Here is a 19,092-nt window from a genome sequence, read left to right as displayed (position 1 = left end):
AAGCCGAGCATGGTCGCCGTGCAGACCTTCCTCATCACCCACCGGCTCCGCGACCTGACCGCCGACGGCTACCGCGCGTTCTGCGGCGAGCTGGCCCCGGCCCTCGCCGAGACCCCGGGCCTGCTGGCCACGATCTGGCTCGGGAACCCCGGAGACGGCACCCACGGCTCGGTACATCTCTTCGCCCACGCCGGGGCCGCGGACGCGTTCGTCGAGTCCCGGCTGTTCCGGACCCTGGTGCTGTGTCCCCATCTCGCCGACCTCGTGGTGCAGCGGTTCACCGTCGACGAGGCCGCCACCCGGCGGACCCAGCCCGGCCTGGGGATCGTCCCCGCCCGCGCCGTGACGCTCTGGCCGACCATGTCGCCGGCCGGGTGCGACACGGCCGTCGCGGGAGCGCGGAGGTGACGGCGACGGATCCCGCGGAGGCCGTCGCGGCACGGTTGTTCGACGCCTCGCTGGCGACCATGGACATCCTCGCGGTGGCCCTGGGCGACCGGCTGGGCCTCTACCGGTGCCTGGCCGGGACCGGCGGCCTGACGGCCGCCGAGCTGGCCGCGAAGAGCGGCACGGCTCCGCGCTGGGTCCGCGAATGGCTCGAACAGCAGGCCGCCACCGGACTGCTCCGGGTGCGCACCGGACCCGGACCGACCCCGGAGGACGACCCGCAGCTCCGCCGCTACGAGCCCGCAGCGGGGGTCGACGAGGTCCTGACCGAGGCCGACGGTCTCCGATTCCTGGCGCCGCTGGCCCGCCAGCTGGCGGCCGCGGCGCGGTCGTTACCGGCTGTCGCGGACTGCGCCCGTGACGGAGGGGGAGTGCCCTGGGCCGAGTACGGGGCCGACATGCGCGAGTCCGAGGCGGACCTCAACCGGCCGGCCTACCTGCGGCTGCTGGCACAGGACTGGCTGCCGGTGGTACCCGGCGTCGTGGAGCGCCTGCGGTCGGACCCCCCGGCCCGGATCGCCGACGTCGGCTGCGGAGCGGGCTGGGCGGCGATCGGCATGGCTCGCGCCTTTCCACGGGTTCTCGTCGACGCCTACGACGTCGACCCCGAGTCGGTGCGGCTCGCCCGGGCCAACGTCGCCGCCCACGGTCTGGCCGACCGGATCACGGTCCACGAGTGCGACATCGCCCGCGCCGTGGGCGACGGGACGTGCGCGCTGGTGACGGCGTTCGAGTGCCTGCACGACCTGCCGCACCCGGTGGCGGCGCTGCGGGCCGTGCGGCGCCTCGCCGGTCCGGGCGGAACGGTCCTGGTCGGGGACCTGCGGACCGCCGACCGGTTCACCGCCCCCGCCGGCGACGTCGACCGCCTCGGATACGGCTTCAGCGTCCTGGTGTGCCTCCCCGACAGCCTCAGCAGCCGGGACTCGGCGGCGACCGGGGCGGTCATGCGGATGGACACGCTGCGGAGCTACGCCGGGGCGGCGGGATTCGCCGACGTCGAGATCCTGCCGATCGACCACGAGCTCTGGCGGTTCCACCGTCTGGTCCCGCCCTCCTGAGCTGCGTCGCCCGAGGACGACCGTCCGTGCTCAGCCCAGCCCGGGCGCGGTGACGACCTCGACCAGCCGCGGCCCGTCGGCAGCGAACGCGTCCTTCAGCGCGGCCGCCGCCGACGCGGCGTCGGACACCGACACCGCCGGGACGCCGTAGCCCTCGGAGATCTTCACGAAGTCCAGGCCGGGGACGTCCAGGCCCGGTGTCTCCCCGGTGCCCAGCAGCCCCGCGAAGCCGCGCAGCGCACCGTAGGTGCCGTTGCGCAGGATCACGAAGACCACCGGCACCCGGTACTGCGCCGCCGTCCACAGCGCGGTGATGCCGTAGTTGGCCGACCCGTCGCCGACGAGTGCGACCACCCGGCGCGCCTCGCCGTGGGCCAGCTGCGCCCCGACGGCGGCGGGCAGCCCGAACCCCAGCCCGCCGGAGGCGGGGAACAGGTAGCTGCCCGGCTCGGTGAGATCGGCCTGGGCGACGAAGTCGTCGATGGTCGAGGTGGACTCGCAGACGTGCACGGTCCCGGCCGGGGCCGCGTCGCGGACCAGCGCGAACAGCTGCTGCGGCGGCACGTGGTCCTCGGCGCCCTGCGGTGCGGGCGGCCCGGACCGGGGCGGCAGCGGCTCCCGCCCGGAGGCGGGCACCCGTCCGGCGAGCGCGGCCAGCGCCGGGCCGACCGGGCCGACCCACGCCTCGCCCATCGGGGCCCGCGCGGCCTCGGCCGGGTCCGCGGTCAGGTGCAGCAGCCGGGTGCCCGCCGGCAGCAGGTCACCGGGGACCCACTGGTGGTAACGGAACACCGGCGCGCCCGCGACGAGCACGACGTCGTGCCCGGCCAGCCGGTCGGACACGTCGCGCACCGAGGCCGGGAGGATCCCGCGGAACGCCGGGTGCCGGGTCGGGAACGGGCACCGCGACGCCGACGGTGCGATCCAGACCGGGCAGGCGAGCCGCTCGGCGAGGGCGACGGCGTGGTCGTTGGCCCGGTCCGCGTCGACCTGCGGGCCCAGCACCAGCACCGGGTTCGCCGCCCCGGCCAGCGCCCCGGCCAGCTCGGAGAGCGCCACCTCGCCGAGCTCGGCGGCGGCGGTCGCACGCCGGGACGGCAGGTGCGCGGCGTCCGGGCCCGCCTCGCGGGACCAGTCGTCGTAGGGGATCGAGAGGTAGACCGGCCCCCGGGGGGCCAGCAGCGCGGTGTGCACCGCCTGGGACAGCGCACGCGGCACGTCCTGGGCCGACGCGGGCTCGGCGGCGTACTTGACCAGCGGGCGTGGCAGCGCGGCCGCGTCCACGTTGGTCAGCATGACCTCCTGGCCGACGGTGGACCGCACCTGCTGGCCCGCGGTCAGCACGAGCGGGGAGTGGGAGTAGACGGCGTTGGTGAGCGCGCCCATCGCGTTGCCCGACCCGGACGCCGCGTGCAGGTTGACCAGCGCCGGGCCGCCGGTGGCCAGGGCGTAGCCGTCGGCCATGCCCAGTACGGCACCCTCGTGCAGGCCGAGCACGTAGCGCACCCCGTCGGGCATCGCCGCGAGGAAGGGCAGCTCGTTCGAGCCGGGGTTGCCGAACACGGTGTCGATGCCGTGGGCGGTCAGCACCTGCCAGCCGGCCTCGCCGACGGTCGTCATGGGGCTCCTCGGGTCGCGGGACCCCACCGTAGGTGCCCTCAGCGGTGTGCGGCGACCCGCTCGGCCCGGGCGCCGCGGCGCACGTGGGCGACGACCAGCGGCCGTACGGCCAGCGCGGCGGCGGCCAGGACCAGGGTGACGGCGGTGGGTGCCAGCGGCACGGAGACGATCGTGGCGACGGCCAGCAGCACCATGAGCACACCGGCGAGCACGACCGTGCGCACCTCGGTCGACCGCGACTGCGGAGCGGCTCGGAACATGGCGTCCACCTCCTGATCGGCGCCCGGGCCCCCTGCTCGCTCCGTGCGCCCCGAACACCGGAGTTCGGTCCGGCTAACTCTACTCCTCGGCGCGCCTGAACAACAGCGTCGGGTCGCCGGGGAACCCGTGATCACTTATCGTGTACGCAGCGTCACACCTGTCGGGGGGCCGTCGGGGACGCCGCGACGGGGGTGACGTGTGACCGCACGGGTACGGGATCCCCGCCGGCACGTGCTGACCGTGCCGGTCAGCGACGAGCAGCTCGCCGAGGACGTCGCCGCGTTCCTGGCCGAGGGGCTCACGGCGGGGGAGCGGGTCGCCTACTTCGACGACGACACCGCCGGGCTGGTGCTGTCCCGCCTGGCCGACGACGGCGTCGACGTGACCGGCCCGCTGCGGTCCGGGCAGTTCCAGCTCGTCCCGGGCGACTTCACCCGCGCCGCCCTGCACGCCCCGCTCGACGAGCTCACCGGGGTGATGGAGCAGAACATCACCTCCGCCCTCGACGACGGCTGGGCCGGGCTGCGCTTCAGCGGCCAGATGGACCACGGGTTGCGCCGGCCCGGGGGACAGGTGCTCGACGAGTACGACCGCAGGCTCGACGACGCCGTCCGCGACCACCCGCTGCGCGCGCTGTGCGTCTACGACCACCTGCGCTACCCCGACGAGCTCATCGCGACGATGCGCAGCCTGCACCCCGCCGAGCTGACCGCCGCCCCGCTCTACGACGACAGCCTGCTGCGCGTCACCGAGATCGGCCCGGCCCGGGTCCGGCTGGCCGGCGAGGTCGACCACGCCAACCGGCCCCAGGTCCGCCGGGTGCTGGCCAGGCTGATCGACCAGGTCGTGCGCGGCGACGTCGGCGAGGGGACGCTGACCGCGGACCTGTCCGCGCTGCGGTTCGTCGACGTCGCCGGTGCGGTCAGCCTCGTGCACGCCGCCGACGAGCTCCCGGTCAGCGTGCGGCTGCGGCTGGTGAACCTGCGCCCCGGTGTGGCCCGGCTGCTCGAACGCTGCGGTGCGGGGTTCGCCCCGCAGCTGGAGATGAGCACCCGCGAGCGGCACGTCCTCTGCCCCGCCGACGCGCTGGGCCTCGCCGGGGGTGCGGCGGAGTGACCGGGCTGGTGCACGCCCTGTGCCGGCACGGCGGCGACGACGACCTGACCGACCGGCTCGCCGACACCGTGCTCGACGCGCTCGCCGCGGGCGGGTCGGTGGCGACCCTGCTCCGCCCGGTCACCGAGGTCGCGCTGCGCGGCCGGGTCGCCGAGGCCCTCGGCGCGGACGCCGTCGCCGGGCTGCTGCGGCTGCGCCGCGACTGCGGGCCCGACGGCCCGTCGGGCCAGACCGAGGCGGCGCGGCTGGCCCGGGTCCTGCGCGCCCGCCACCGGGCTGTCGCGGGGCCCGTGACCGTCGTCGTCGAGCACTCCGCGGACCTCGACGACCCGCGCGGCGCCTACTGGGGCGAGGTCGAGGCGGCCGCGGCGCTCGCCCTGGCCGACCTGCCGCTGCGGCTGCTCTGCTTCTTCCCGGCCGACCTGCCCGGGCCCCTCGCCGAGGTCGTGCGGCGCGCGCACCCCTTCGTCCTCGACGACGGCAGACCCGTCCCGACCGGCGTCGACGCCGACCCGCGCCGGCTGCTCGACGGCCTCGGCGCCCCGGTGCCCGCCGAGCTCGGCGCCCCCGCACGGGAGTTCCGCTTCGACGCCACGCAGCTGCGCGACGTGCGCCGCGCCGTCGACGGGGCACTGCGCGGCCAGGGGTTCCCCGACAGCCGCGCGGAGGACGTCACCGTCGCGGTGAACGAGGTCGCCACCAACGCCGTCCACCACGGGACGCACACGGCGCGGCTCATGCTGTGGACGCCCGAGCAGGATGTCGTCTGCGAGATCCACGACGGCGGACGGCTCGCCGACCCGCTGCCCGGCCTGGCCCCGCCGGACCCGGGCCGCGCGCACGGGCGCGGGATCTGGATCGCCCGCCAGCTCTGCGACCTGCTGCACGTCTGGGGCGACGACGCGGGCACCCACGTCCGCATCCGCGCCGCCGCCTGAGCCCACCCGGGCCCGGGGGTCTCAGCGCGTGTCGAGCGCGTGGAAGGACTCCACCAGGCGACCGGACGGGAACCCGGCCCGCTTCGCCAGCGACCCGGACCACTGCCCGATCATGTCCTCCAGGCCGGTCATGTGCGCGGTCTGGCTCGCGTGCGCGCGCAGCGCCGCGAGCTTCACGTCGATCGTGTCGGTGATGTCGACGTGTCGTGCCCCCTCGGGGTCGTCGGCCGGGGCCGGACCCAGGACCCACACCTCGCCGACCGTGTGTGCCTCGTACCCGGCCTCGGCCAGCTCGGGGAAGGCGTAGGGGTTGCGTGCGTCGGGGTAGACCGCGCACAGGGCCGCCTCGCCGGTCGCGGTGTGGTCGGGGTGGCTGCCGTACATGCTGCGCAGGTCGCGCACCGGCTGCGGGACGACGACCCGGTCCGGCCGGACCTGCCGGATCACCCGGGCCAGGTCCCGGCGCAGCTCCAGGGTGACGGTCAGCCGCCCGTCGGGGTGGCCGAGGAACACCAGGTCGGTGACGCCGGCCTCGGCGGCCGCGGCGGTCTGCTCGGCCCGGCGGATGCCCGCGATGTCGCTGCGCGGCACGGCCGGGTCGAAGCCGCCCGCGTCGCCGTCGGTCACCAGGCAGTAGGTCACCGCGACCCCGGCCGCGGTCCACACCGCGACGGTGCCGCTGCAGGAGAAGTCGATGTCGTCGGGGTGCGCGGCGATCACCAGCACGCGGTCCACCCCGGTGTGCGCGCGGTCGTCGGTCGCCGTGCGCTCGTCCTCGGTCGCAGTCACCCGGCCATCCTGGGTCACGCGCCGGAGGCGGTCGTCAGCAGGACCCCCGCCACGGACCCGGCCGACCACACGAGCGCACGGACCAGGTTGACCCGCAGCAGCCGACGCAGGTCCCCCGGGTGCGCGGCCGGGTCGAGCCGGCCGTGCAGCGACACCGCGGGCAGCGTCACCGCGACACCCGCGGCGGCCGCCACCGCGGCCACCCACACCAGCGGCTCGCCGGGCGCGAGGATCAGCAGCGCCGCCGTCGCGAGCCCCTGCGCGACCCACGGCGGACCGACGACGAGCGTGATCGCCCGGCTGTGCGCGGCGTGGTAGCGGGCCCACGACCCGGCCGGGACCAGCGCGAAGGCCGGGTAGACCACCATCTGCACGGTCCAGGCGATCCCGGCCAGCAGCACGGTCGCGACGGTCTGGACGAGGGCGGCGATCAGCACCGCCCGATTCTCGGGTGAACCGGCGCCGCGCGCGTGCCAGGCTGCCGGGGTGATCACCACCGCGATCGGGCCCGAGCTGCTGCACGGCGTCCTCGACGCCGTCGACGGCGAACGGGGCCTGCTCCCGCAGCGGCTGCCCGCCCCCGCCCGCGCCCGCAACACCGACCCGCAGCTGGCCGGTGCGCAGAGCCAGCCGTCCGGGGTGCGTGTCGTGTTCCGCACCGCCGCGCGGACCGTCGAGCTGGAGACCCTGCGCACCCGGATCGGTCTCGTCGGTGCCCCGCTGCGGCCCGACGGCGCCTACGACCTGATCGTCGACGGCCGGCCGGCGGGCAGCGCCACGACCTCCGGCGGGAAGCTCCTGATGACCGATCCGGCGACGGGGGAGGTCGCGGTCACCGACGGCCCACCCGGTCCGGTGCGGTTCACCCTGCCCGGCCGCGACGCGCTCGTGGAGATCTGGCTGCCGCACAACGAGATCACCGAGGTCGTCGCGCTGCGTACCGACGCGCCGGTCGCCGTCGTCCCGACCGGTGGGCGCCCGGTGTGGCTGCACCACGGCAGCTCGATCAGCCAGGGCAGCAACGCCGCGGGGCCCAGCACCACCTGGCCCGCGCTCGCCGCACGCACCGCCGGGGTCGAGCTGGTCAACCTGGGGTTCTCCGGCAGCGCGATGCTGGACCCGTTCGTCGCCCGCACGCTGCGCGACGCCCCCGCCGCCATGATCAGCGTCAAGATCGGGATCAACGTCGTCAACGCCGACCTGATGCGCCGGCGGGCGTTCGCCCCCGCCGTGCACGGGTTCCTCGACACGATCCGCGACGGGCACCCCGACACACCGCTGCTGGTGGTGTCCCCGGTGCTGTGCCCGATCCACGAGCACACCCCGGGCCCGGGCGCGCCGGAGGTCGTCGACGGGCGGCTGCGGTTCCGCGCGACCGGCGACCCGGCCGAGGTGGCGGCGGGGAAGCTGACGCTGTCGGTGATCCGCGAGGAGCTCGCCCGGGTCGTGGCCGGCCGCACCCCGCAGGACCCGGCGCTGTCCCACCTCGACGGCCGTGAGCTCTACGGGGACGCCGACGCGGCCGAGCTGCCGCTGCCCGACCGGCTGCACCCGTGTCCCGAGGCGCACCGGCGGATGGGGGAGCGGTTCGCCCGGCTGGTGTTCGGTGCGGGGGGTGCGTTCCACGCCGCGGGCCCGCGTGACCGGTGACCGGCCACGGGGCCCGCGGGCGCGGGGTCAGTTGCCGTCCTGGTCCAGCTGCCCCTGGAGGCGGTCCTCGAAGTCCTGCTGGCACTGCGCGATGGCGGACTGGTCGGTGCCCGCCTGCTGCACGCAGCTGACGTACTCGTCCCCGCCGACCTGGCTGAACACGCTGAGACCGAAGGCGACGACGGCGATCGCGATGACGATGCCGACCAGGCCGAGCACGAGCCCGGTGATCGCGACCCCGCGGTTGGTGGCGGCGCCCTTGGACGCCCGGCTGATCCCGACGATGCCGAGCGCGACCGCGACGACACCGAACAGGGCGCCGACCAGGAAGAACCCGAGCAGCACGGCGAGGATGCCGAGCACCAGCGCGGCGATCCCGATGCCGTTGCGCGGCGGGGTCGTGGGCGCCCCGCCCTGCGGCCACCCCGGCGGCCCGGCGGGCGGACGGTCCGGGTAGGCGGCCGGGTCGTGGCCCTGCGCGCCGTAGGGCTGCTGTCCGTACTGCTGCTGACCGTAGGGCTGCTGCCCGTACTGCTGGCCGGTGGGCTGCTCGCCGTACTGCGGCTGCTGACCGTAGGGCTGCTGCCCGTACGGCTGACCGGGCTGTTCGCCGTACTGCTGCCCGCCGTAGGGCTGGTTCTGCTGCGTCGGCTGGTCCAGGTTGTGCGGGTCCTGCGGGTCCCCGGGGCGACCCGGGTACGGGGGTGGGCTGCTCACGCTCGTCCTCTCCTCACCGACGCACCGGGTGGTTCCCGGTGCCGGCGGTGCCGTCCGGCGGAGTCGCCGTGACCGTCGTCGCCGTCGTGTCCGGTTCGATGATCCCCAGGTGCCCGGGCTCGGTCCAGGCAAAACACCCATGGGACGGCACAGGGGCCCCGGTCGTGGTGGGATCGGTGCCCGTGAGCGGTATCGACGAGATCGAGGAGTGGACCCGGGCGCAACGCCGGGTCATCGACCTGGTGCGGGACCTGCCGCCCGAGCGCGCGGAGCTGACGGTCCCGTCCTGCCCGGACTGGTCGGTGCGCGACCTGTTCTCGCACATGGTCGGCCTGGGCGCGGACGTGGTGCGTGGCGACGAGCCCGACGACCACAACGAGGAGTGGACGGACCGGCAGGTGCGGGCGCGGCGGGACCACGACGTGGCGGCACTCGTCGCGGAGTGGGAGTCGCTGACCGGCCCGCTGCGCGACTGGATGGCGGCCCACAACACCCGCCCGCTCGGCGACGTGATCATCCACGAGCAGGACCTGCGCGGTGCCCTGCGCGAGCCCGGCGGGCAGCACACCCCCGGCCTCTACGCGGTCATGGACACGTTCCTGGGCCGGTTCGCCGGCGCGGTCGGTGACCGGGCGCCGATCGCCCTGGTCGGTGACGGCCGCCGCTGGGTGTCCGCGGGCGACGAGGCGGGGGCCGCGGTCGTCGTGCGGGCCCCGGACTTCGAGCTGGCCCGTGCCCTGGTCACCCGCCGGTCGGCGGCGCAGCTGCGGGCCTGGACCGAGCGCGGCGACGTCGAGCCCTATCTGGACGCGTTCGCCCTGCTCGGGCCGCTGCCCGGCACCGACCTCACGGAGTCCTGACCGCGGTCGTCACCGGATTGTCAGCACCGTCGACGTGACACGGTCCTGACAGTGGGTCCAGACTGGGCGGGTGAGCGTGCACCCCACCCACCCCGTCCCCGCCCTCGACGACGCGCTGACCGGGCGCGCCGTCGAGCGCGTCCGCCGCTGGACCGAGCGCACCGGTACCGCACCGTCGTCGGGCTCCGGCCGCGGAGCGGACCCGACGCAGCGGCTGGCCGCGCTGATGCACGACCCCGCCGGGGTCGACTTCACGCTGCGCTTCGTCGACCGCGTCGCCCGCCCCGCCGACGACCGGGTCGCGGCCCGTGAGCTGGCCCGGCTCGCCGGGGCGGGCGCATCACTGCCCGCGTTCGTCACCGGCACCGACCGGTTGCTGCTGCGGGCCGGCGGCCGGCTGGCGACGGCGCTGCCGCACGTCGTCGTGCCCGCGGCGCGGTCGCGGCTGCGCAGCCTGGTCGGGCACCTGATCGTCGACGCGGGCGGGCGCGGCCTGGACCGCCGCCTTGCCGCGGCCCGGCGCGACGGGCACCGGCTGAACCTCAACCTGCTCGGCGAGGCGGTCCTCGGCCACGACGAGGCGGACCGGCGCCTCGCCCGCACGATCGCGCTGCTGCGCCGGCCGGGCGTCGACCACGTGTCGGTGAAGGCGTCCTCGGTCGTCGCCCAGCTCGTGCCGTGGGACCTCGAGGGCAGCCGCGACCTGCTCGTGGACCGGCTGCTGCCGCTCTACCGGGCCGCCCGCGAGCACGGCGTGTTCGTGAACCTCGACATGGAGGAGTACAAGGACCTCCACCTCACCGTCGCGCTGTTCACCACGCTGCTGGCGCGCCCGGAGTTCCACGACCTGCCCGCCGGGATCGTCCTGCAGGCCTACCTGCCCGACTCCGTCGCCGCGCTCGACGAGCTCGGGGAGTTCGCCGCCCGCCGTGCCGCCGCGGGCGGGGCGCCGATCAAGGTGCGCCTGGTCAAGGGCGCGAACCTGGCGATGGAACGGGTCGACGCCGAGCTGCACGACTGGCCGCAGGCGCCCTACGCCACCAAGGCCGAGGTCGACGCCAACTACGTACGGCTCCTCGACCGCGGCATCGGCGGCCCGCACGCCGACGGGATGCGCCTAGGCGTCGCGTCGCACCACCTGCACCACGTCGCGCTCGCCCTGGAGCTGGCCGACGCCCGCGGTGCCCGGGCCCAGCTGGACCTGGAGATGCTGCAGGGCATGGCCCCGGCGTTCGCCGACGCCGTCGCGGGCGACCTGCCGGAGTCCGGGCCGGGCTCGCAGCTGGTGCTCTACACCCCCGTCGTGCACCGCGGCGACTTCGACACCGCCGTGTCGTACCTGGTCCGGCGACTGGAGGAGAACGCCTCGCCGGAGGGCTACCTGTACACGCTGTTCGCCCCCGGATCGGGCGGTCCGGCGACCTACCAGGAGCGGTTCCTCGCCTCGGTGCGCGACCGCGACGCCGTCGCCGACACCCCGCGCCGCACCCAGGACCGCACCGTGTCCGCACCCGTCGGGACCGACGGCCCGCTGCCCGGGGACCCGGTGCCGGCCGGATTCCGCGCCGAGCCCGACACCGACCCGTCACTGCCCGCGAACCGGGAGTGGGCCCGTCGCGCCGCGACGACCGCCGTCGCCCGGACCGAGGTCCCCGTCGTCACCGACCCGGCCGCGGTCGACGCCGCGGTCGAGCGCGCCCGCACCTGCGGCTGGCGCGACGTCCCCGCCGCGGAGCGGGCCGCGACGCTGCACCGCGCCGCCCGCGCGCTGGCCGCCGCCCGCGGAACGCTGCTGTCGGTGATGCTGCACGAGGCGGGCAAGACCGTCGCCGAGGCCGACCCCGAGATCTCCGAGGCCGTCGACTTCGCCGCCTACTACGCCGAGCGCGCCGCCGAGCTCGACGGCGCCCCGTTCGCCCCGGACCGGGTCGTGGTCGTGACCCCGCCCTGGAACTTCCCGGTCGCGATCCCGCTCGGCGGCTGCCTCGCCGCGCTCGCCGCGGGCGCCCCGGTGCTGCTCAAGCCCGCCCCGCAGGTCCGCGAGTGCGCCGAGGCCGGCGTGGCCGCGCTGCACCGCGGCGGGATCCCGCGCGAGGCACTGCAGCTGCTGCCCACCGACGAGGCCGACGCCGGACGCCGGCTCGTCACCCACCCCGGGGTCGACCGCGTCGTGCTCACCGGCTCGTCGGAGACCGCCGCGCTGTTCCGGTCCTGGCGGCCCGACCTGAACCTCGTCGCCGAGACCAGCGGCAAGAACGCACTGGTCATCACCCCCGCCGCCGACCCGGACCTCGCCGTCGCCGACCTCGTGCGCTCGGCGTTCGGGCACGCCGGGCAGAAGTGCTCCGCGGCGTCGCTGGCCATCCTCGTCGGCCCCGCCGCGACCGGCTCGGCCACCGGGAGGCGGCTGCGCCGCCAGCTCGTCGACGCCGTCACCACCCTGCGCGTCGGCCCGGGAACCGACCTCGCGACGACCATGGGCCCGCTCATCGAGGCGCCCTCGGCGAAGCTGCACCGGGCGCTCACCACGCTGGAGCCGGGGGAGCGATGGCTGGTGCGCCCGCGCCGGGTCTCGGAGACGGTGTGGACACCGGGCGTGCGGGCCTGGGTGTCGCCGGGCAGCTGGTTCCACCGCACCGAGTGCTTCGGCCCGGTGCTCGGCCTGATGGCAGCCCGCGACCTCGACGAGGCGATCGCCTGGCAGAACGACACCGGCTTCGGCCTCACCGGCGGCATCCACTCCCTGGACTCCGACGAGATCGCGCACTGGCTCGACCGCGTCGAGGTCGGAAACGCCTACGTCAACCGGCACATCACCGGCGCGATCGTGCAGCGCCAGTCCTTCGGCGGCTGGAAGGGCTCGGTGCTCGGCCCGGGCGCCAAGCCCGGCGGACCCAACTACGTCGCCCAGTTCGGTACCTGGCACGACGGCGACCTCCCCGGGCCGGGACCGACGTCCGGCCCGGCCGCGGACCGCGTCCTGGCCGCGGCGGCCGACCTCGACCCGGCCGCCCGCGACCGCCTCGCCCGCGCCGCCGCCTCCGACGCCCGCGCGTGGGACACCGAGTTCGGGATCGAGCACGACCCGACCGGGCTGGCCGCGGAGTCCAACGTGTTCCGCTACCGGCCCGCCCCGTCGGCGACGCTGTGGTGCGGCGCCGGTGCCGCCCGCGCCGACGTCCTGCGGGTGCTGCTCGCCGCGGCCACCGCGGGGGTCCCGGTCCGGCTGCACGGGCCGGGGGTCCCGCCGGGCGAGGTCCCGGGCGGGGTGCACGGCGGCGACGGGCTCGTCCCCGTCGCGGGCGAGCGGATCCGGGCCCTGGGCACCGTGCCCGACGGTCTGCGGGCGGCCGCCGCCCAGGTGGGCGCGTCGGTCGTGGACACCCCGGTGGTGCTGGACGGACGCCGGGAGATGCCGTCCGTGCTGCGGGAGCAGGCGGTCAGCCGCACCCGGCACCGGTTCGGCCACCTCGAACGGTGAGCGATGGCGGACGCACCGTCGCCGTGGTTACGGTGCGTCCATGGTGGTGCGTGCCCGCGATGTCATGACCGAACGCGTCGTCACGATCTGGGCGGACGCACCGCTGGCCCGGGCGCAGGAGCGGATGGCGGAGTCCCGGTTCTCCGCCCTGCCCGTGGTCGACCGGCGGTTCTCCCTGGTCGGGGTGATCTCGCTGGTCGACGTGCTGCGCCACCGCGACGACCCGCACGCCGTCGTCGGCGACGCGATGACCGAGCAGGTCGTGTCGGTGCTCCCGACGACGAACGTCTCGATCGTCGCGCACCGCATGCGGGTCTACGGCGAGCTGCGGCTGGTGCCCGTCGTCGACAAGGGCATCCTGGTCGGTGTGATCACCCGCAGCGACCTGCTGCGGCACCGGCACTCCGGTGGGCGGCTGCGCCGCACCGCCCGCCGGATCGGCGGTGTCGTGCCGGTGGCGCCGCTGCCGGAGGCGATGGCGCCGCGCGGTGCGGGCCGGATCGGCGGCCGGCCGACGTCGTCGCTGCGGGTCGCGGACGTGATGACCGACGGCGGGCTGGTCGCGATCCCGCCGGAGCTGGCCCTCGACGAGACCGCCGAGGTCCTGCTGTCCTACCGGTTCACCGCGGTCCCGGTCGTCGACGACCGCGACCACCTGCTGGGCATCGTCTCCGAGGCCGACCTCATGCACGGCTCCCTCGACGGCGGCCGGCGGCTGCGGGCCCGCACCGTCTCGGAGGTGATGACCCGCGACGTCGAGGTCGTGCACCCGGGCGACCCGCTCACCGACGCCGAGGACCTGCTGTCCCGGCGCGGGTTCCGGGTCGTCCCGGTCGTCGACGCCGAGGACGTGCTGGTCGGGTTGCTCAGCCGCAGCGACCTGCTCTGACCCGCGGTCAGGCCCCCGGGACCGGGGCGGCGGGAGCGGCCGGTGCCCGGACCGCGTCGCACTCCTGGGCGGCCTTCGCGACCAGCAGCGAGAACGCCACCGGGTCCTCCAGCGACTGCCCCGGCAGCGCCCCGAAGTCGAGGTACTTCTGCAGGCAGGCGAACTGGGCGGCCTGGTCGGCGGGGCTCAGCGGCGGCTCGGCGGGCGGCGCGGGCTGCGCCGACGCGGTCCCGGCGGTGACGGCGGCCAGGGCGAGTGCGGCGGCGACGGCGCCCGCCGCGGTGGTGGCGGCACGCAGGGCGGTCCTCACGATGTGCTCGCTTCCTGCGCCGGTGGCCGGCGCGGTCGGGGTCCTACCGCCCTCCGCGTGACGTCCCGGCCGAGCCCGGCGTCCGCGGTGGCACGATCCTGCGGCCCCGGCGGCACCCGGCGCGCCCCGACGGGCACGGGTCGACCCGGAGGTGTGACCCCCGGTCGGGTCAGCGCAGACCGTAGGGCCGCATCCGCCGGGCCAGCGCGGAGTGTTCGGCAGCGCGTTCCGCGGGACCGTCCGGCGGGCCGAGCGCCGAGGCGGTGTCACCGATCCCGTACAGGACACGGTGGGTCAGGAGCGCGACGGCGGTCTCGTACCAGTCCTCCGGTGGTGCGGGCGGGCCCGAGCCCAGTGCCGTCGTGAACCACGGCGGGAGCCGGTGCCCCGCGTCGACGGCGGCGACGAGCCGCTCCCGCAGCCGTCCGGTCAGCGCGGTCCCGGCGTCGCGGCCCTCGGCGACGACGGTGCCGTCCCGCAGCTCCCGCTCCGCGTCAGCGTCCAGCTCGGTCCGGGCGCGGTCCGCGGCCGCGCGGACGTCGCCCTCGGCCGCGCGGACGGTGTCGAGGCGGTCCCGGGCGGCCCGGAACCGGCCGGCGAGGGCGGCGGTCCCGTCCGTCCCGTCGGCGACGGCGCGGCTGGCGTCGAGCACCGCTCGGACCGCCGCGGCGCGCTCGCGCTCCCACCGCTCCGGGCCCGCGGCGTCGTGCCGTCGTGCGGCGCGGTCGGCGTCGCCGAGCCGGGCGCGGTCGTGTTCCCGGCCGCGCAGGACCGTCGCGGCCAGCTCCCGGTCGGCGCCGGTGGGGGTGAGATCGGCGTCCGGGACGCCGGTCGCGACCCGCATCCGGTCGTCGAGCCGGACGAGCTCGCCGTGCAGCCGCTCGATCCGCCCGGCCTGGTCGGCGACGGTCGTGGTGAGCTCGTCGACCCGGGCCGCGGCGTCCTTCGCGGCGCGCACCGACCGGCGGCGCACCGCCTCCAGGGCCGCACCCAGCTCCTCGACCTCGCGGGCCAGCGTCCCCAGTCTCCGCTCGTGCCGCTCGACCTGCTGGACCTGCCGCCCCTGGCCGTCGCGCAGGGCCGCGAGGTCCTTGCGGGTGGGACGGTGGGTCAGTTCGCCCTCGATCCGGTCCAGTCTGCGGCCGGTGTCGGCCGTGGTGTCGCGCGGGCTCACCGCACACCGCCGCGGGCGGTGACGGTCCCGGCCAGCAGGAGCAGAGCGACCACCGCGGCCGCCGCCGGCACGAACCGCACCGGGCCCGGGGCCCCGATCGCGACGGCGAGCAGCCCCGCGGTCCCGGCCGCGGCGACGACCGGTGCGAGCACGGCGCGCCGCCGGTGCCCGCCGGCCCCGGACCGCAGGTGCAGCACCAGGGTCCCGCCCGCGAGCAGCAGCCCACCGGCACCGGCCCCGACCTCCGCGGGCCCCACCCCGCCGACGACGAGCAGCACCACCAGGACCAGCACCACCGCGGCCGCGAGGCCCGACGCCGCGACCACGACGACCCGGGTGCTGCGCCGGTGGGCGGCGTCCTCCCCGAGGGCGGCAGCGGCCTCGTCGTCGGCCAGCGCCTGCTCGGTCAGCTCCAGCATCCGCGCCAGGTCCTCCGCCGCGGGCTCCGCCCCGGCCGGGAGCCGTGTGTGCAGCTCCCGGAGCCGCTCGCGGGCGGAAGCGGCGGCCGGCGGGGAGTCCTCCGTGGTGGGCATGTACACATCGTCGCCGGGCGCGGCCGCACCGGGACCGCACGTACCCAGAACTGACGATCCACTGTGTGCGGCCGGCGCCGTGGGACCCTTCCGCGGTGAGCCCCCACGACCACACCCCCGCCCGCGAGCTGCTCTGCACCTGGTCCCGCCGGATGGTCCGCGACGGACTCGTCGTCGGCACCTCGGGGAACCTGTCGCTGCGCACCGGGGACCTGATCGCGGTCACCCCGTCCGGTGTGGACTACGAGACGATGACCGCCGCGGACGTCGTGCTCGTCGATGCGGAGGGCACGGTCGTCGACGGCACCCGGGAGCCGACCAGCGAACTCGCGCTGCACGTGGCCGCGCAGGCCCGGCCCGGCACCGTCGCGGTGGTCCACACGCACTCCCCGGCGGCGGTCGCGCTGTCGACGCTGTCCGACCACGTCCCGGCCGTGCACTACCAGCTCGCGATGTTCGGCGACGGCGTGCGGGTGTCGGAGTACGCGCCGTTCGGCAGCCGTGAGCTGGTCGTGAACGCGCTCGCGGCGCTGGGGGAGTCCACCGCCGTCGTCCTGGGCCACCACGGCACGCTCGTGCTCGGCGACACCCTCGGCGCCGCCTACGACGGCGCCCGCCAGCTGGAGTGGCTCTGCGACGTCTGGCTGCGCGCCCGCGCCGTCGGCGAGCCGCGGCTGCTGCCCGACGCCGAGATCAGCGCGGTGCGAGGGCGGTTCGCGGCCCAGTGGTCGAAGGTGCGGGCGACGAGCCCGGTCCCCACGCCCGCTCCTCGGTGACGATCGCGGTCACCAGGTCGAACGGCGTCACGTCGAACGCCGGGTTGTAGACCGGGGTCCCGGGCAGGGTGAGCAGGGTGCCGCCGTGCTCACGGACCTCCTCGGCCCCCCGCTGCTCGACGACGATGTCGGCCCCGGTCGGGGTGTGCGGGTCGATCGTCTCTTCCGGCGCGACCACCACGAACGGGATCCCGGACCGGGCCGCGGCGCAGGCCAGCATGTAGGTCCCGATCTTGTTCGCGACGTCGCCGTTGGCCGCGATCCGGTCGGCACCGACGAACACCGCGTCGACCAGCCCGGACGCGATCGCCGCGGGACCGGCCGAGTCGACGCACAGCCGGTGCGGCGCCCCGGCCGCGGCGAGCTCCCAGACGGTCAGCCGCGCGCCCTGCAGCAGCGGGCGCGTCTCGCACGCCAGCACCTCGGCCAGTGCGCCGCGCTCGTGCAGCCGCAGGACCGCCCCCAGCGCGGTGCCGCCGTCGCCGGTGGCCAGGGGGCCGGTGTTGCACACCGTCAGCGCCCGCAGCGGGCGGTCCGCGCACAGCTCCTGCGCCAGGTCCGCGGCCCGGGCGGTCGCCGCGGCGTTGACCCGCGCGGCCTCCGCGGCGACGGCGCGGGCCTGCGCGAGCACCGCGGCCGGGCCGTCGTCGAGCGACTCCAGGGCCCGGGCCACGCCCAGCCCCAGCGGGACGGCGGTGGGCCGGGCGACGGCGATCCGCCCGGCCGCGGCCCGCACCGCGGCGACGGCGACCGGCGTCGCCGTGCCGTGCAGGTGCGCGGCCAGCGCGACCCCGAAGGCGCCGGTGATGCCCAGGCTCGGGGCACCGCGCACGGCCAGCGACCGGATCGCCTCTATCAGCTCGTCGACGGTGCGCAGGTACAGGTGCTCGGTCGCGCCGGGCAGTGCGCGCTGGTCGAGCAGGACCACCGCCGGGCCGCCCTCGTCGTCGCCGGCCCAGTCCACGATCCGCATCGGCCCGTACCCTCCCCGGTCGTCCGCCCTCGGGTGACCGGGGTGAACCTACCCCGGCGCCGCGGGCGGCCGGGCCGACTGCGGTCCCGGTCACGGGCGGGTGCTCAGCGTCCGGGCGGGGCCACCCGGTAGACCGCACCGGCGTCGTCGTCGGTCACGTAGACCGCGCCGTCCGGCCCGGCGACGGCCGCGACCGGCCTGCCCCAGCGCGCTCCGGACGGGTCCTGGAACCCGCCGACCAGCGTCTGCTGCGCGCCGAGGCGCCCGTCCCGCCAGGGGAAGAACGACACCTCGGGGGCCCTCGGCGGGTCGGCGTTCCAGGAGCCGTGCACCCCGGCCAGGGCCCCGGCCGCGTACGGCGCGGGCAGCACCCCGTCGGTGAACGACAGCCCCAGCGGTGCCGAGTGCGCCGGGAAGGACTGCTCCACGGGGGCCAGCGCCGCACAGTCCATCGCGCGCCCGCCGGGGTTCAGCTCGGCGTCGGCGACCAGACCGACGTCGGTGAAGTCCTGCGCGGAGCCGGCGACGCCCGGGTCGGTGTCCGGGTCCGGGTTGCAGAACGGCCAGCCCAGCTCGCGGCCCGGGGTGAGCCGGGCCAGCGGCTCGGCCGGATGGTCGGTGACGTAGGCGTCGACGACCTTCCCGAACGACGAGGCGCCGGCGTCGCCGTAGGGTCGGTCGTAGGGGTAGGGCACGTTGTCGCGGCCGTTGACCGCGGTCCAGACCGAGCCGTCGGGCGCGGTGGCCAGCCCGGTGCCGTTGCGGACACCGGTCGCGAACGGCGCGGCGGGCCCGCCGGTGGGCGGCATCCGCAGGATCGACGCGCGCGGGGGAGTGGCGTCCCGGTCGGCGACCGAGATGTTGCCGGTCGACCCGACCGAGACGTAGACCGCGCCGTCCGGGCCGACGGTGACCGACTTCAGCTCGTGGCCGTAGGCGCCGCGCAGGTCGGGGGAGTTGGCATCGGGCAGGCCGGGGACGACGACCCGCCGCCCGGTCGCCGCGCCGCGGGCCCAGGCGTACGCCGACACCTGGTTCGACTCGGCGACGTAGAGGGTGCCGCCGTCCGGGGAGAACGCGAGCCCGTGCGGCTGGGTGAGCCCGTCGAGCAGCGGCCGCTGCTCACCGGTGCGCGACAGTGCCAGCACCCGGCCGTCGTCGGGCACCGAGACGAGCAGCTCGCCGTCCGGGGTCCAGACGGCCAGCCGGGCGTTCGGGACGCGGGCGAGGACCGACACCGTCCACCCGGCCGGAACGAGCGCCTCGCGGGGCTCGTCGAACGGGGCGGTCGCGGCCCCGGGCGGCACCGACACCGTGACCGGCACGAGGTCCGCGCCCGCCGCGGCGACCGGGGCCTCGGCGCCGGACAGCGCGTTGGTCACCGGGTTGGGGCCGGTGCCGCAGGCGGCGAGCAGGGGGAGCGTGACCAGGGCGGCCAGCCAGGGGGCGATCCGCATGAACCCGACGCTACGGCCGCAACCGGCCCGTCGCGCGGCG

19 protein-coding genes are annotated in these 19,092 nt (G+C 76.7%); 9 read left to right on the top strand and 10 right to left on the bottom strand.

The annotated features are described in order from the left end of the window. The first annotated feature begins 9 nt into the window (after positions 1-9). Both ND486_RS03445 and ND486_RS29535 read left to right on the top strand, forming a co-directional pair. Positions 10-408: a YdhR family protein gene (locus ND486_RS03445; RefSeq protein WP_251782785.1), complete on the top strand. Its 399-nt coding sequence runs from the start codon at positions 10-12 to the stop codon at positions 406-408. Next, positions 405-1,508: a class I SAM-dependent methyltransferase gene (locus ND486_RS29535; protein ID WP_251782784.1), complete on the top strand. Its 1,104-nt coding sequence runs from the start codon at positions 405-407 to the stop codon at positions 1,506-1,508. The genes ND486_RS03445 and ND486_RS29535 overlap by 4 nt, the downstream gene beginning before the upstream one ends. 30 nt (positions 1,509-1,538) lie before the next feature. On the opposite strand, the gene mdlC is transcribed toward ND486_RS29535, so the two are convergent. Next, entirely contained in the window at positions 1,539-3,128 is a 1,590-nt protein-coding gene (gene mdlC, locus ND486_RS03435; protein ID WP_251782783.1) for a benzoylformate decarboxylase, read from the bottom strand. A gap of 38 nt (positions 3,129-3,166) precedes the next feature. Further along, positions 3,167-3,388, bottom strand: coding sequence for a hypothetical protein (locus ND486_RS03430; RefSeq protein WP_208825571.1), 222 nt, complete (start codon positions 3,386-3,388; stop codon positions 3,167-3,169). Between the two features lie 199 nt (positions 3,389-3,587). Here ND486_RS03430 and ND486_RS03425 point away from each other — a divergent pair, with 199 nt between their 5' ends. Both ND486_RS03425 and ND486_RS03420 read left to right on the top strand, forming a co-directional pair. Beyond that, entirely contained in the window at positions 3,588-4,505 is a 918-nt protein-coding gene (locus ND486_RS03425; protein WP_251782782.1) for an MEDS domain-containing protein, read from the top strand. Beyond that, a complete protein-coding gene (locus ND486_RS03420; RefSeq protein WP_251782781.1) occupies positions 4,502-5,443 on the top strand; it encodes an ATP-binding protein in 942 nt (313 codons plus the stop codon). The genes ND486_RS03425 and ND486_RS03420 overlap by 4 nt, the downstream gene beginning before the upstream one ends. A 21-nt stretch (positions 5,444-5,464) precedes the next feature. Here ND486_RS03420 and ND486_RS03415 read toward each other — a convergent pair whose 3' ends face one another. Both ND486_RS03415 and ND486_RS03410 read right to left on the bottom strand, forming a co-directional pair. Then, on the bottom strand, positions 5,465-6,232 hold the full coding sequence (locus tag ND486_RS03415) for a PIG-L deacetylase family protein (protein WP_251782780.1): 768 nt from the start codon (positions 6,230-6,232) through the stop codon (positions 5,465-5,467). A gap of 14 nt (positions 6,233-6,246) precedes the next feature. Beyond that, complete coding sequence (locus ND486_RS03410; RefSeq protein WP_251782779.1) at positions 6,247-6,669, bottom strand: hypothetical protein; 423 nt, start codon at positions 6,667-6,669, stop codon at positions 6,247-6,249. 49 nt (positions 6,670-6,718) lie between these two features. On the opposite strand from ND486_RS03410, the gene ND486_RS03405 reads away from it, so the two are divergent. After that, positions 6,719-7,882, top strand: a complete 1,164-nt coding sequence (locus tag ND486_RS03405; RefSeq protein WP_251782778.1) for an SGNH/GDSL hydrolase family protein — start codon at positions 6,719-6,721, stop codon at positions 7,880-7,882. Positions 7,883-7,909: 27 nt separating this feature from the next. On the opposite strand, the gene ND486_RS03400 is transcribed toward ND486_RS03405, so the two are convergent. Then, the gene (locus tag ND486_RS03400) at positions 7,910-8,599 is read right to left on the bottom strand and encodes a DUF4190 domain-containing protein (protein ID WP_251782777.1); all 690 of its coding nucleotides are present in this window, start codon (positions 8,597-8,599) and stop codon (positions 7,910-7,912) included. Between the two features lie 182 nt (positions 8,600-8,781). On the opposite strand from ND486_RS03400, the gene ND486_RS03395 reads away from it, so the two are divergent. From ND486_RS03395 to ND486_RS03385, 3 genes are all read left to right on the top strand, one after another. Then, positions 8,782-9,459, top strand: coding sequence for a maleylpyruvate isomerase family mycothiol-dependent enzyme (locus ND486_RS03395; protein WP_251782776.1), 678 nt, complete (start codon positions 8,782-8,784; stop codon positions 9,457-9,459). A gap of 70 nt (positions 9,460-9,529) precedes the next feature. Beyond that, a complete protein-coding gene (locus ND486_RS03390; protein WP_251782775.1) occupies positions 9,530-12,940 on the top strand; it encodes a bifunctional proline dehydrogenase/L-glutamate gamma-semialdehyde dehydrogenase in 3,411 nt (1,136 codons plus the stop codon). A gap of 40 nt (positions 12,941-12,980) precedes the next feature. After that, entirely contained in the window at positions 12,981-13,829 is an 849-nt protein-coding gene (locus tag ND486_RS03385) for an HPP family protein (RefSeq protein WP_251782774.1), read from the top strand. 7 nt (positions 13,830-13,836) lie between these two features. On the opposite strand, the gene ND486_RS03380 is transcribed toward ND486_RS03385, so the two are convergent. The 3 genes from ND486_RS03380 to ND486_RS03370 all read right to left on the bottom strand — a co-directional run bounded on the left by ND486_RS03380 (position 13,837) and on the right by ND486_RS03370 (position 15,846). Beyond that, complete coding sequence (locus ND486_RS03380; protein WP_251782773.1) at positions 13,837-14,139, bottom strand: hypothetical protein; 303 nt, start codon at positions 14,137-14,139, stop codon at positions 13,837-13,839. Positions 14,140-14,308: 169 nt separating this feature from the next. Then, entirely contained in the window at positions 14,309-15,313 is a 1,005-nt protein-coding gene (locus ND486_RS03375; protein ID WP_251782772.1) for a hypothetical protein, read from the bottom strand. Further along, positions 15,310-15,846 (bottom strand): hypothetical protein, encoded by a 537-nt coding sequence (locus ND486_RS03370; RefSeq protein WP_251782771.1) that lies wholly within the window; start codon positions 15,844-15,846, stop codon positions 15,310-15,312. Before ND486_RS03370 ends, ND486_RS03375 begins: the two co-directional genes overlap by 4 nt. 95 nt (positions 15,847-15,941) lie before the next feature. On the opposite strand from ND486_RS03370, the gene ND486_RS03365 reads away from it, so the two are divergent. Then, entirely contained in the window at positions 15,942-16,622 is a 681-nt protein-coding gene (locus ND486_RS03365) for a class II aldolase/adducin family protein (protein ID WP_308215798.1), read from the top strand. Here ND486_RS03365 and mtnA read toward each other — a convergent pair. Then, a complete protein-coding gene (gene mtnA, locus ND486_RS03360) occupies positions 16,540-17,595 on the bottom strand; it encodes an S-methyl-5-thioribose-1-phosphate isomerase (protein WP_251782770.1) in 1,056 nt (351 codons plus the stop codon). The genes ND486_RS03365 and mtnA overlap by 83 nt on opposite strands. A 104-nt stretch (positions 17,596-17,699) precedes the next feature. Then, positions 17,700-19,052, bottom strand: a complete 1,353-nt coding sequence (locus ND486_RS03355; protein WP_073575002.1) for a sorbosone dehydrogenase family protein — start codon at positions 19,050-19,052, stop codon at positions 17,700-17,702. Between the last annotated feature and the right edge of the window lie 40 nt (positions 19,053-19,092).

The sequence above is a fragment of the Pseudonocardia sp. DR1-2 genome, assembly GCF_023717215.1.
GTDB lineage: Bacteria > Actinomycetota > Actinomycetes > Mycobacteriales > Pseudonocardiaceae > Pseudonocardia > Pseudonocardia alni.
Note: the sequence above shows the minus strand (reverse complement) of the source record. Positions and strands in the feature narration are given on the sequence as shown.